We start from the raw sequence: 12,868 nt of genomic DNA on the forward strand, positions 1-12,868 counted from the left end.
ATTAAGACACCATTTTTATTGGAATGTCACCTTTCGGTGATGAAGAAAAATCCCAGTTCCAGGTGGACGTTGTTTGAACCAATGGAACCATATCAATGCAGTCTACGGGGCAGGGATCAACACACAAGTCGCAACCGGTACATTCATCGACAATAACGGTGTGCATATGCTTAGCAGCCCCTAAAATAGCGTCTACTGGACAGGCCTGAATGCATTTTGTACATCCAATACATTCGTCTTCGCGAATGAACGCTACTTTTTTTGTATCTTCTTCACCGTGAGCAGCATCAAGGGGTTTAGCTTCAACACCCATTAAATCCGCAAGCTTTTTAATTGTTGATTCACCACCAGGAGGACACTTATTAATATCATCCCCGTTAGCGATGGCTTCGGCGTAGGGTTTACATCCTGGGTAGCCGCATTGACCGCATTGAGTTTGAGGCAGAACTTCGTCAATTTGCTCTACAAGTGGGTCGCCTTCAACATGAAAACGGATACTGGCGTAGCCAAGAATAAGGCCAAAGATAACGGCAAGAACACCAATAGTAATAACAGCAAATGAAATAGACATTACACTTTCACCAATCCGCTGAACCCCATAAAGGCGAGGGACATTAAACCTGCTGTTATCATTGCAATGGAGGCTCCTTTGAAAGAAACGGGCACATCTGCGGCCGCAAGGCGCTCTCGCATTGCGGCGAATAAAATAAGTACTAATGAAAAGCCAAGGGCTGCGCCGAATCCATAAATGAGGCTCTGCATAAAGTTGTGCTGTTCGGTTAGGTTGAGTAACGCCACGCCAAGTACTGCGCAATTAGTGGTGATTAGGGGGAGAAAAATACCCAATAGTCTGTAAAGCGTAGGACTCGTTTTGTGCACTACCATTTCGGTGAATTGAACAACTACTGCAATGACCAAAATAAAGGCAAGGGTGCGAAGATAACTTAGCCCGAGAGGAGCCAATAAATAGGTTTCAACGAGATAGCTTGACGCTGACGCTAACGTGAGCACAAATGTGGTTGCCATAGACATGCCCATAGCCGTTTCTAGCTTGCTTGAAACGCCCATGAACGGACACAAGCCCAAAAACTTCACCAATACGAAGTTGTTTACTAATACTGTGCCAATCAATAGCAGTAAAAAATCAGTCATGAAAAACCCAAATGAATAACCAATAGAAACGCTCAAGAAGGCGAGGGGATCTTTGGTAAATTTTATGCGCGCTCTAATCGCAAATAAATAAGAAAAAATAGCAGCGCTATTATCGCTTTTTACAGCCGTTTTAACAACTTGATTGAATTAGGGTAATTTAATGAATTTGGGTTAAATAATGAAAATATGGAGGAGTAATTCAAGAACTGAATAAAAGAGATGTATAAATACGGCATTGATGATGTGGGAGTTGCTTGGAGCCAATCAAGTGGCTCCCCCTCCCCGACTCGAACGGGGGACCTGCGGATTAACAGTCCGTCGCTCTAACCAACTGAGCTAAGGGGGAATTGACACTTAATTTGCTGCTGAAGTTGGCTCCCCCTCCCCGACTCGAACGGGGGACCTGCGGATTAACAGTCCGTCGCTCTAACCAACTGAGCTAAGGGGGACCTGTGCTTCAACGGGGGCGAATATTAAAGAGGTACTTAGTTGCTGTCAACAATATATCTAAAATATTTGTACTGACTGCACAAAAAATAACTTTTTAACGTCTTGATGCTTAATTTGTCACCAATGGGTTAAAATTAATGATTAATTAGTGAACGAAAGCCTCAATATCACCTTTATTACGTTTTTACGGTCACTTGAACAACACGCTTAGAATGTTTTGTTTTTTATATCCCATTACTTGAAATTACTATAACAAAATAGAATAAAAAAAAGCTTTGATACTGATATTATATACAGTCTTTAATAAAACTGTAACCTGAACGTAAGGATTAAAAGGTTAGTCACTACTTACCTTTTATTTTGCTTTTAGGTCATGAAATCCCGCCAACTATGGTCTTGCGTTAGTTATCCACTAAATCTGTGGATAACTATGTTGATAGATTGATTTGGTGCTAATTCATTGCACGATCCTTGTCCTTTTGATCTCTGTTTTAAATTGCATGTAACTTATAAATAATAAGTAAAAACAATAACCTGAATTCATATTCGCGATCTCAGTATAAGATCGAAATAGATCTCATGGACAAAATTTAGCTTGTGTGTTAATTCAACGACTGACTAAATGCTATGCAGCTAAATTTATGTTTTATCAAAGGTTGTTACATTACTGTAACAAGATTTACGTGTTGCTAAACCTTCGAATTTTGAGTGCAAAGGGCTAAAAAGCCAGTTTTGCTGACGTATAAGGTAGGAATATGCTGCCGGCATCGATAGCTGATAGAAAATAGATGATTAAAAATAGGGTATTTTACTAACAAAGATTAATTTTGGTGGCTAAATATACATTTCGACCAATTCGTCCCCAAATCTAGCTCGAGCTGAAGAAATAATGCTGTTTTGCATATTTGGTACCAGCGAAGTTAGCGTTCTAAAAATTGTTAACATGTGGCTCAGTATCAAAGGAAGGCCAGTATTTACTGAAGCCTAGTATCAAGTAAACAGAAAGGGTCATACTCCTCTTTCACTCTAATAAATTGCAGCAGACGTTTTCAACCCATAGTTCATCGTGTTGACGTGGCGTAACGATGGGTACTCTTTTACACTGATGTGTCGATGGTGCGTTTGCCAAAATCGGTAATGCAAACCCGGCAATGCACGCGCAAACGGCTCGCGTACATAGAACATCATCATTACACGTACCGTCATCGCATTGTGCGGTTTATACACGTAAAATTATCAGTGAGCGCTTAAACACCATGAATCAGGAGCATAAGTGATAAAAAATAAGTCATCCTCAAAAGCGTCTAATCTTTTAGAGGGAAATATAGCGTCCACGTTAAAGCGTATGACCATCCCCATGATTTTGGGCATGATAATGATGATGAGCTTCGGCTTAATTGATACGTTTTTCGTTAGCTTGCTAGGCACTGAGCAATTAGCAGCGATAAGCTTTACATTCCCAGTGACGTTTACGGTGATCAGTTTAACTATCGGCCTGGGTATCGGTACTTCTGCAATAATTGGCCGGCTGCAGGGCAGTAAGGAAATAGAGAAGTCGAAACTTTACGCCACCGGTTCTTTAATGCTGTCAGCAATGTTGGTTGGCGTGTTGGCTACCATAGGTTTCTTTTCTATAACGCCGGTATTTTCTTTATTAAACGCTTCTGAACGACTCATGCCATATATCTCTGACTACATGGGGCTTTGGTACGTGTCGAGCGTATTTCTTGCTCTACCAATGGTTGGAAATAGCGTATTGCGCGCCTGCGGTGATACCAAAACACCGAGCATAGTGATGGCTTCTGTTGGCGGTTTAAACGCTTTGTTAGACCCTTTATTTATCTTTGGCTTTGGTCCAATTCCCGCGATGGGAATTCAGGGCGCGGCACTTGCCACATTTATTGCATGGCTCGTGGGAGCGTGTTGGATAATTTATATACTGGCAGTACGCCGCAAATTAATGCTGCCTCGTTTGCTGACGCTGAGTGAACTTCGCAGCAGCAGCCGAGACATTCTGAAAATTGGTTTACCCGCTGCAGGTGCCAATATGCTCACGCCAATTGCTGGTGGCGTAATGACTGCAATAGTGGCGAGTTATGGCGCAGAAGCGGTTGCCGCGTGGGGAGTGGGGAATCGAATGGAGTCTATTGCAAGTATCGTTGTACTCGCGCTATCAATGACATTGCCTCCTTTTATCAGTCAAAACGTAGGCGCACTGCAAATTGAGCGAGTGAAACGCGCCTATTCCATTACCTTGAAGTTCGTATTGATATGGCAGTTTATTGTCTTTTTGGCTATGTGGGGATTATCAGGGTGGATAGCGCAAGCTTTTGCTCATGAGGCTGAAGTGGGTAGTTTAATACAGTTGTTTTTAATGATTGTACCCCTAGGTTATGGCATGCAGGGAGTTATTGTTCTGACTAATTCATCGTTAAATGCAATGCATCGTCCGATGACCGCACTTGTTCTCAGTGTCATCCGCTTATTCGTTTTTTTCGTACCCATTAGCGTTTTAGGAAGTTATTTGTATGGTCTAAAAGGATTATTCGTCGGTAATGTGATTGCTAATGTGGCAATGGCAGGTGTATCACTCTTTGTATTTAAAAGAGCTGTAGCGCAGGCCGTAACTAAAGAGCATGCTAATTTAGTTGACGCCAACCCAGTTAGCCCAAAATAAAGGTGTAGTAATGAGTAGAGGTTTCGAACTTCATTCGAAATATAAACCCGACGGTGACCAGCCCGCTGCGATTGAGGCGCTAGTCGACGGATTGGAAAGTGGTTTAGCAGGTCAAACACTGCTTGGTGTGACGGGCTCTGGTAAAACTTTCACCATGGCCAATGTGATTAAAGAAGTGCAGCGTCCCACGCTTATTCTTGCTCACAACAAAACATTGGCAGCTCAGCTTTATGGGGAAATGAAAGACTTTTTCCCCAATAATGCAGTTGAATATTTCGTGTCTTACTACGATTATTATCAACCCGAAGCCTATGTGCCGAGCACCGATACATTTATTGAAAAAGATGCGTCGATAAACGATCACATAGAACAGATGCGTTTGTCTGCGACAAAAGCGCTTATGGAGCGTCGCGACGTTGTCATTATTGCAAGTGTTTCCGCCATATACGGCCTAGGCGACCCCGAATCCTACATGAAAATGCTGCTACATCTTCGCCAAGGCGACACGATGGATCAGCGTGACATACTGCGCAGACTTGCTGAACTTCAATACAAACGAAATGATTTGGCGTTTGAGCGAGGCACGTTTCGCGTTCGCGGTGATGTGATTGACATTTTTCCTGCTGACTCTGAAAAGCAAGCCGTTCGCGTAGAGCTGTTTGACGATGAGATAGACAAGATAAGCTTATTTGATCCGTTAACGGGTGCGGTAGACAAATCTGTAGTGCGGGCAACGGTTTTCCCTAAGACTCACTATGTGACGCCAAGAGAAAAAATTCTCAATGCGATTGAGCATATCAAAGTTGAATTGGGCGAGCGCAAAACGCAGTTGCAAGAAGCGAACAAACTTATTGAAGAGCAGAGAATTTCTCAACGTACCCAATTTGATATCGAAATGATGATGGAATTAGGATATTGCTCGGGTATCGAGAACTATTCTCGCTACCTCTCTGGTCGTGCACCAGGTGAGCCACCTCCAACCTTACTCGATTATTTTCCTGCCGACGGGCTCATGTTTATCGATGAGTCTCACGTGACCGTTTCTCAGGTTGGCGCCATGTACCGTGGCGATCGCTCTCGCAAAGAAACATTAGTTGAGTTTGGTTTCAGATTGCCATCGGCCCTTGATAACCGCCCGCTGAAGTTTGAAGAGTTTGAGCAAATTTGTCCTCAGACTATTTATGTTTCTGCCACACCTGGCGATTACGAGCTGAAAAAAACCGAAGGTGACATTGTTGAACAGGTGGTGCGACCTACCGGGCTACTCGATCCAATTATTGAAGTTCGCCCCGTGGCTACGCAGGTGGATGACGTGTTGTCCGAAATCCACAAGCGTGTTGCGCTAGATGAACGGGTGCTTATTACCACGCTAACAAAACGCATGGCTGAAGATTTAAGTGAGTACTTAAACGAGCACGGCGTTAAGGTGCGATACCTCCATTCTGATATCGATACGGTAGAGCGAATTGAAATTATTCGCGACTTACGCCTAGGCAAATTTGATGTGTTGGTGGGCATTAACCTGCTAAGGGAAGGGTTGGACATGCCGGAGGTGTCATTAGTTGCAATCTTAGATGCAGACAAAGAAGGCTTCTTACGTGCAGAGCGCTCGTTAATTCAAACCATAGGTCGTGCCGCCCGCCATTTAAATGGTCGCGCTATTTTGTATGGAGACAAAATAACGAAATCTATGCGCAAAGCGATAGATGAAACTGATAGGCGTCGCGAGAAGCAGTTAGCACACAATAAAGCCAACAACATCACGCCAATGCGCTTGAATAAGCCAATTACGGATATTATGGACTTGGGAGAAGGTGCACATCCTGCGTCTGGTAAGGTTCGACTGCGTAAGGTTGAAGAGAAGAATAAACAGAAAAAAGCGGCGAATGCGACGGATCTTATGGACCAAATCGCAGAGCTTGAAAAACAGATGTTCGAATATGCCAGAGAGTTGGAGTTTGAAAAAGCAGCTTCCCTTCGCGATGATGTAGAGGCTTTAAGAAAGCAAGTCGTTGCTTTGTCTTAAGCACTTTGATTGTCTTAAGCACTGTGCAAGCCGCGTGTTTTTCAGTATAAAGCTGAATAACATGCGGTAGGCGGGCAAGTCGTTAAAATGTACAACATTGCGATGAAAAGACTCAATTTGTCGTTGTAATAGCCTGTGTTGTTTCATATAGTTAGTGAAAGAGTATCAATAACTATACCTAAAACAGGTGCTACTATGTTAAATCGTCTCCAAGAATCGGATATAAAGTTACTGCGCGTTTTTTATGCAGTAGCAAGTTGTAATGGATTTACGGCGGCTGAACCCGTTCTACGAATGCAGCGACCAAATATAAGTGCGGCAATCAAAAAGTTAGAGGAACGGCTAGATCTTGTGCTTTGCCACCGAGGGCGGGGCGGGTTTCAAATGACCAAAGAAGGCGAGGTTGTTTTTCAAGAAACCAAGCGCATTTTTAATGCATTCGATAACTTTGTCTTTAACCTCAAATCGTTACACGATGATTATTCGGGACACATTACCCTTGTATTAATGGCTGGTTTGCCACTTTCAATGCATTTAGCAGTGAGTAAAGCGGTTAAAAGCACCATGAAAAAGTTTGATGATATTCACGTGAATATTCAAACTCGTCTTTACAACGAAGTAGAGCATGTGGCGCTATCAGGTGAGTGTCATTTGGTAGTGTCTACCTACGACATGGTGAAACCTGAATCAGTGACTTTCCACCCGGTAGGCTTGAATGTTGAAGGCCGGTTGTATTGTTCTCCTACCCATGTGCTAGCGAAATATCGAGATACTGAGCTTCCTGATAATGTGAATATTGAAGATTATCCCGCTATCGGAATTTCTGGGCTGTCATCAGCGAACTATATTGAAGATGAGTCGAGGCTAGCCATTCAAACATTCTCAGACTCTTTTGACGCTTCAATGTCGGCGATAATGACAGGAGAGTATGTAGGCCTTTTACCTGATTATATGGCAAAAGAGCAGGGCGCCGCGCTAGGGCTTGTACCTATCGCCAATGGCAGCCTATTTAACTTCAGTCATGAATTGTTTGTGATGAACGGTAAAAATACCCGATTGAACCCCGTGTTACGCCACTGCATTAAAGAGCTAAGCTACTTTATTGCTGAGAGCCAAAAGTAGTCGCATTCTTTCGTCCTCTCAAAAGTGCTTGGATTTGCGTTCTAGCAATGACTAACTTGGCGCTAGCACTGACTAACTTGGAGCCAAGCAGTGCAAGCCATTAAGAAAGTGAGTCTTTTTTACAGTGTAAAACTGCTTTCTTTCTTTTTGGGTTTGTACGGCTGCTTTATGCTTCATCAGTTATTGGAAGTGCCTATTGTGGTGAGTGCCGCCTCAATAGGGCTTATAGGCAGCTTCCTTCCCACGACCACGCAATTTCAACACCATCCACAGGCTGCCATGTATGCAGGCGCGTTTGCGGGCATGTGCTCGTCTGATGTTATTAATTCCCCTTATGAACTTGTTGTTATTAGCCTCATTGGGGCGGCAATTTACACATCGCTAAAAAATCATTTTATTGGCGTTGGGGGAAAGCTAGGTGCAATCGCCTTTGTCTCTGTCGCAAGTGTCGTGCTTTGTACAATGGTGATTAGTAAATGGTGATTAGCAAATGGGTGATTGAATAGTGTTAGTGTTACTCTTTGCTATTTTAGGGGGTGTTATTACGTATAAGCTGTCTATTTTACCTTGGATGAATGCTATTCGAGCAAGCAGTACCTGTACGTTAATATGTTACTTACTGTTGGCTTACACAGCAGGCACAGAGACGGCTAATACGTATACCAGCATCTTTTTTGGCGGAAGCTTTGTAGGAATGACATCATCTCATCGCCTTTCAAGTAAAGGCGTCGTGGCGGCGGCATGTTTATTTGGTGTTATTAGCTCGCTGTTGTTGCCCTTTCTTGAGGGCGTTGGCGGAGCATTAGGTGTTTGCGCGTTCATTTCAGTGTCAGCAGTGCACCTCATTAAAATGATAGCGACACGCCTATCTATTAAAATGAGAAACCCTTGAAAAATAAAGCAGGGGGGGGGCGACTTTGTTCAGCGAGAAGCGCCCAGCTAGAAGCATCCAATTAAAAGCGCTTAGGCCTCTAGTTGGACGCTACATGAATAAATTAACTGTTACTACTCGTACTCTAACGGGTCGGTGGTGTTATTGTCTCTGAAGGCTTCTAGTCGTTCTTCACAAGCACCGCACTTGCCGCAGGCTTTTTCTCGGCCGTTGTAACATGTCCACGTCTTGCCGTAATCAAGCCCCATATTTAACCCATCGGTTAAAATAGCCGTTTTACTTTCATCAATGTAAGGGGTAACAATTTCCACAGGCGTGTAGTTTGCAATACCGCATACATCATTCATTCGATGTACAAATTCTGGTCTGCAATCTGGATAAATTGCATGGTCTCCAGCGTGGGCACCATAATACACTTCTTTTGCTTCTAGGCTTACTGCGTACCCTACTGCAAGAGAAAGCAAGATCATGTTGCGGTTAGGTACAACAGTCTGCTTCATGCTTGGCTCTTCGTAGTGACCCTCAGGAACCTCAATATCAGAAGTCAGTGCAGAGCCACCTACCAGTGAATTAATTGCACTAATATCAACAATCTTATGAGGTACGCCTAGTGAATCACACACACTCGCGGCATAATCGAGCTCTTTCTTATGGCGCTGACCATAATTAAAACTAAGGGCATGTACTTTCTTTCCTTCACGCAGTGCTTTATGCAGCACAGTGAAAGAATCCATACCCCCAGAGTAAATAACAACAACGTTTTCTGACATAGATTTTCACGAATTAAGAAATAATGTCAGAATTTTATGTGATCCTTGGTAAAATCCCAACATACAATCGTTAAAGGACGTCAATTTGTCTGTATTAAGCACATTAAACATCAATGAGATGTTCGAAACTATCCAAGGAGAGGGGGCACACACTGGGATCCCCTCTATTTTTGTTCGTCTTCAAGGTTGCCCTGTGGGTTGTCCGTGGTGCGATACAAAACACACCTGGGAAATTAAAGAAGACCTTATTGTTGCCCCGCGGCAGATCATTGATCAGGCCGAGGAGTCTGAGACCTATTTTGTGGCAGACGATGAATCTTTGCTTTCGCTGTTCAAACAAGAAGGCTACGTAGCGACTCACGTTGTTATAACCGGCGGTGAACCCTGCATGTACGATCTGCGGGGGCTGACAACTATGCTGCACAATAATGGCTTTACCACGCAAATTGAAACTAGCGGTACTTTTGAAGTACTCTGCGATGATCGAACCTATGTAACAGTGTCGCCAAAAATTAACATGCGTGGCGGCTTTGAGGTGCTGACAAGCGCATTAGAGCGCGCTAACGAAATAAAGCATCCTATTGCGATGCAAAAGCATATTGATGAACTTGACGCGCTGCTTGCAAATGTTTCTTTAGAGGGCAAGCAGGTATGTCTGCAGCCCATTAGTCAGCAGGCAAGAGCAACACAGCTCGCTGTTGAGACTTGTATTGCAAGAAACTGGCGGCTATCTTTACAAACACATAAATACATTGGTATTGAGTAAATGGGTATTGGTTGCCTTGAGAATGATTAGAGACTGCAAAAAACAAATAAGAAATTTAGGTTTGTTGAAAGTGTTGATGCTTACGCTCTCGCTAGTAGGACTTAGTGCGCACGGCGCATTGTGGACAATCACTTATCCGCGCCCTATAGATGATACCGATGAACGAACCCAATACCCCATCGCATTGCTTAAACTCGCACTGGATAAAACCGGTGTGAACTATGAATTACTGCCCTCTGACAGAATTTTGCTTACGGGTAAAGCCATGCGACAGCTGCGCGAAAACAGAGAAGTGAGCGTGGTATGGAGTATGACAGACATCCAGCGTGAGAAGGACCTAACCGCCATTAGAATACCCATTGCTAAAGGATTAATTGGGTTACGGGTATTTGCCATTCAAGACCAAAAAAGTGCAAAGTTTGCTCAGGTTGAGTCCATAGCCGATATGCGTGAGCTTATTCCTATTCAGGGTGAGGATTGGCCTGATACAAAAATACTGCAAGCCAGCGGATTCAATGTATTTACCGTTCCAGAATTTGATAAAGCTTACGACTTCCTTAGCCAGGGAAAAGGGGATTTCTTCCCTCGCTCCGTTATCGAAATTACCCCAGAGTTAGACAAACTAGGCAAAAGCGCCAGCGTGTCACTTGAGCCTTCCCTTGCCATTTATTACCCCACGGCCATGTACTATTTTGTGAGCAACAATAACAAAACGCTTGCACATTTAATTGAGACCGGATTGCAACGGGCCATTGAAGACGGTTCTTTCGACACACTTTTCCAGTCGACTTATATGCCCATTCTCGACGAAATAAATATGGATGAGAGAACGATTTTTACTATTGAAAACCCGCTTTTACCCAACGACACACCCTTGTCGAATGAGGCGTTGTGGTATAAAACAGCAGCCGAAAAATAAAAATAATGCATAAAAAACGCGACCATGGGTCGCGTTTTTTGTTACTCGAATATGCTAGCTAAAGAAAAAGCTTACGACTCTCCAGAGTGAACACCTTTCATTGAGCGACCTGACGGATCTGCATTATTCTTGAAGCTTTCATCCCACTCCAATGCTTCTGCGGTGCTACAGGCAATTGATTTACCACCGGGAACACAACGTGCAGCGCTTTCTTGTGGAAAGTAGCTTTCGAAAATAGTGCGGTAGTAGTAGCCCTCTTTTGTATCCGGCGTGTTGTAAGGGAAGCGGAACTCTGCTGTTGCCAACTGCTGGTCGGTTACTTCGCCGTCAACAAACTCGCGAATAGAATCTATCCATGAGTAGCCTACGCCATCACCAAACTGCTCTTTTTGACGCCACAAGACCTCGGCAGGCAAGGTGTCGCCATTGTCAAAAGACTTACGTAAGATCCACTTTTCCATTTTTCCATCAAGACACATTTTGTCTTGTGGGTTTAAACGCATAGCAACATCAATAAAGTTTTTGTCTAAGAAGGGAACACGTGCCTCTACACCCCATGCTGACGTTGCTTTGTTTGCACGAGCACAGTCAAACATATGGAGGCGGTCTAACTTACGCACGGTTTCTTCGTGGAATTCTTTTGCATTTGGCGCTTTGTGGAAATACAGGTAGCCACCAAAAATTTCATCAGCACCTTCACCAGATAAAACCATTTTGATACCCATGGCTTTAATCTTACGCGTCATGAGGTACATAGGCGTGGCTGCGCGAATCGTCGTGGTGTCGTAGGTCTCAAGATGAAAGATAACGTCACGAATGGCGTCTAGGCCTTCTTGAATGGTGAAATGAATCTCGTGATGCACCGTACCAATCATGTCAGCCACTTTTTTGGCTGCTTTTAAATCTGGAGCCCCATCAAGACCAACAGCAAAACTGTGTAGTCTTGGCCACCATGCATCTGTCTTATCTTCATCTTCGACGCGTTTGGCCACGTATTGCGCAGCAACCGCAGACACTAATGAAGAGTCTAAACCGCCCGATAATAGCACTGCATAAGGCACATCTGACATCATGTGTGATTTTACTGCTTTTTCAAAAGCAACGCGAAGCTCGTCTAAATCTGAACTATTGTCTTTAACGTTTTCATAGTCCATCCAATCACGCTTGTAATATTTAGTCAGTTTACCTTCTTTGCTCCACATGTAGTGGCCTGGAGGAAATTCACTAATTGTTTTACATACACTGGCAAGTGCTTTCATTTCAGAAGATACATAAAAGTTGCCGTGTTCATCGTAGCCTGTGTATAGCGGAATAATACCAATATGATCCCGAGCAATCAGGTATGCATCTTGTTCTTCATCGTAAAGAATAAAGGCGAACATGCCTTCTAGTTCATCAATGAAATCAATGCCTTTTTGTTGAAATAAAGGCAGTATCACTTCGCAATCCGAGCGAGTCTTAAATGGATAAGGCTCGTCTAAATCAGCTGCTAGTTGCTTGTGATTATAAATCTCGCCATTCACTGCAAGGATATGTTTGTCGTTCTGGCTGATAAGAGGTTGAGCACCTGTATCCACGTCGACGATGGCTAATCGTTCATGACAAAGAATGGTATTGTCATTATTCCAGATACCCGACCAGTCAGGGCCACGGTGGCGCAATAATTTAGATAAGTCGAGGGCTTGGGTTCTGAGTTCAGACACATCGGTTTTGATATCAAGGATACCGAAAATACCACACATAAAACGGATTCTCTCTGTTCGCTGGTTTAAAAAAATGGGTTATTTCTGTCGGGTACTCGTTGAAGAGCAGCGAAGGATTATTATTTTTGATTTGTCTGATTCGCGTGTCTTGAATGTGCCAGTCTGACAGGAAATTGCAAGTACATTGTGATGATAAAATGGAATTTATTGGTTCTTTTTAGCGAAGTTACAATGATAAATGCAAAAGTGTCCTATTTTGCGTAAAAAACCATCTTTTAGCTTTATGCGTTGAGTTTTCGTTTGCACCAGTAAAGAACTATTATCACCGGACTATAGATAATGGGCAGTGGCAAAAGCGTGCTTATAAAAGCGAACTTACAAAGGCGTAAGT

11 protein-coding genes and 2 tRNA genes are annotated in these 12,868 nt (G+C 43.4%); 7 read left to right on the forward strand and 6 right to left on the reverse strand.

What is annotated here, in order from left to right:
- Position 1 precedes the first annotated feature (1 nt).
- From rsxB to JV36_RS0108600, 4 genes are all read right to left on the reverse strand, one after another.
- On the reverse strand, positions 2-571 hold the full coding sequence (gene rsxB / locus JV36_RS0108585) for an electron transport complex subunit RsxB (RefSeq protein ID WP_032094506.1): 570 nt from the start codon (positions 569-571) through the stop codon (positions 2-4).
- Positions 571-1,152 carry an electron transport complex subunit RsxA gene (gene rsxA / locus JV36_RS0108590; protein ID WP_032094593.1) on the reverse strand — a complete coding sequence of 194 codons (582 nt, stop codon included), beginning with the start codon at positions 1,150-1,152 and terminating at the stop codon, positions 571-573. The genes rsxB and rsxA overlap by 1 nt, the downstream gene beginning before the upstream one ends.
- Positions 1,153-1,421: 269 nt before the next feature.
- Positions 1,422-1,498: transfer RNA gene (locus tag JV36_RS0108595), tRNA-Asn, on the reverse strand.
- 26 nt (positions 1,499-1,524) lie between these two features.
- Positions 1,525-1,601 (reverse strand) — tRNA-Asn (locus JV36_RS0108600).
- 1,346 nt (positions 1,602-2,947) lie between these two features.
- Between JV36_RS0108600 and JV36_RS0108605 the strand changes: the two genes are divergently transcribed.
- The 5 genes from JV36_RS0108605 to JV36_RS0108625 all read left to right on the forward strand — a co-directional run bounded on the left by JV36_RS0108605 (position 2,948) and on the right by JV36_RS0108625 (position 8,319).
- The gene (locus JV36_RS0108605; RefSeq protein WP_442853188.1) at positions 2,948-4,279 is read left to right on the forward strand and encodes an MATE family efflux transporter; all 1,332 of its coding nucleotides are present in this window, start codon (positions 2,948-2,950) and stop codon (positions 4,277-4,279) included.
- A 10-nt stretch (positions 4,280-4,289) separates the two neighbouring features.
- The gene (uvrB, locus tag JV36_RS0108610) at positions 4,290-6,305 is read left to right on the forward strand and encodes an excinuclease ABC subunit UvrB (RefSeq protein WP_032094508.1); all 2,016 of its coding nucleotides are present in this window, start codon (positions 4,290-4,292) and stop codon (positions 6,303-6,305) included.
- Between the two features lie 195 nt (positions 6,306-6,500).
- Positions 6,501-7,427, forward strand: coding sequence for a LysR family transcriptional regulator (locus JV36_RS0108615; protein WP_032094509.1), 927 nt, complete (start codon positions 6,501-6,503; stop codon positions 7,425-7,427).
- 90 nt (positions 7,428-7,517) lie between these two features.
- Positions 7,518-7,910: a hypothetical protein gene (locus JV36_RS0108620; protein WP_326938213.1), complete on the forward strand. Its 393-nt coding sequence runs from the start codon at positions 7,518-7,520 to the stop codon at positions 7,908-7,910.
- A gap of 22 nt (positions 7,911-7,932) precedes the next feature.
- Entirely contained in the window at positions 7,933-8,319 is a 387-nt protein-coding gene (locus tag JV36_RS0108625) for a hypothetical protein (protein WP_032094510.1), read from the forward strand.
- Positions 8,320-8,432: 113 nt separating this feature from the next.
- On the opposite strand, the gene queC is transcribed toward JV36_RS0108625, so the two are convergent.
- Positions 8,433-9,089, reverse strand: coding sequence for a 7-cyano-7-deazaguanine synthase QueC (gene queC, locus JV36_RS0108630; RefSeq protein WP_032094511.1), 657 nt, complete (start codon positions 9,087-9,089; stop codon positions 8,433-8,435).
- 118 nt (positions 9,090-9,207) lie between these two features.
- On the opposite strand from queC, the gene queE reads away from it, so the two are divergent.
- Both queE and JV36_RS0108640 read left to right on the forward strand, forming a co-directional pair.
- Positions 9,208-9,855, forward strand: a complete 648-nt coding sequence (queE, locus tag JV36_RS0108635; protein WP_032094595.1) for a 7-carboxy-7-deazaguanine synthase QueE — start codon at positions 9,208-9,210, stop codon at positions 9,853-9,855.
- A 76-nt stretch (positions 9,856-9,931) separates the two neighbouring features.
- The gene (locus tag JV36_RS0108640; RefSeq protein WP_235207812.1) at positions 9,932-10,774 is read left to right on the forward strand and encodes an amino acid ABC transporter substrate-binding protein; all 843 of its coding nucleotides are present in this window, start codon (positions 9,932-9,934) and stop codon (positions 10,772-10,774) included.
- 71 nt (positions 10,775-10,845) lie between these two features.
- On the opposite strand, the gene asnB is transcribed toward JV36_RS0108640, so the two are convergent.
- Positions 10,846-12,516 (reverse strand): asparagine synthase B, encoded by a 1,671-nt coding sequence (gene asnB / locus JV36_RS0108645; RefSeq protein WP_032094512.1) that lies wholly within the window; start codon positions 12,514-12,516, stop codon positions 10,846-10,848.
- Positions 12,517-12,868 lie beyond the last annotated feature (352 nt).

The organism is Alteromonas sp. LOR (assembly GCF_000753865.1).
Taxonomy (GTDB): domain Bacteria; phylum Pseudomonadota; class Gammaproteobacteria; order Enterobacterales; family Alteromonadaceae; genus Alteromonas.

Excerpts from the sequence above, each read along its gene's own strand:
- rsxA (WP_032094593.1), bottom strand. The coding sequence starts at position 1,152 with ATGACTGATTTTTTACTGCTATTGATTGGCACAGTATTAGTAAACAAC.
- JV36_RS0108640 (WP_235207812.1), top strand. The coding sequence starts at position 9,932 with ATGCTTACGCTCTCGCTAGTAGGACTTAGTGCGCACGGCGCATTGTGG.
- JV36_RS0108605 (WP_442853188.1), top strand. The coding sequence starts at position 2,948 with ATGACCATCCCCATGATTTTGGGCATGATAATGATGATGAGCTTCGGC.
- JV36_RS0108615 (WP_032094509.1), top strand. The coding sequence starts at position 6,501 with ATGTTAAATCGTCTCCAAGAATCGGATATAAAGTTACTGCGCGTTTTT.
- rsxB (WP_032094506.1), bottom strand. The coding sequence starts at position 571 with ATGTCTATTTCATTTGCTGTTATTACTATTGGTGTTCTTGCCGTTATC.
- queC (WP_032094511.1), bottom strand. The coding sequence starts at position 9,089 with ATGTCAGAAAACGTTGTTGTTATTTACTCTGGGGGTATGGATTCTTTC.
- asnB (WP_032094512.1), bottom strand. The coding sequence starts at position 12,516 with ATGTGTGGTATTTTCGGTATCCTTGATATCAAAACCGATGTGTCTGAA.
- uvrB (WP_032094508.1), top strand. The coding sequence starts at position 4,290 with ATGAGTAGAGGTTTCGAACTTCATTCGAAATATAAACCCGACGGTGAC.
- queE (WP_032094595.1), top strand. The coding sequence starts at position 9,208 with ATGTTCGAAACTATCCAAGGAGAGGGGGCACACACTGGGATCCCCTCT.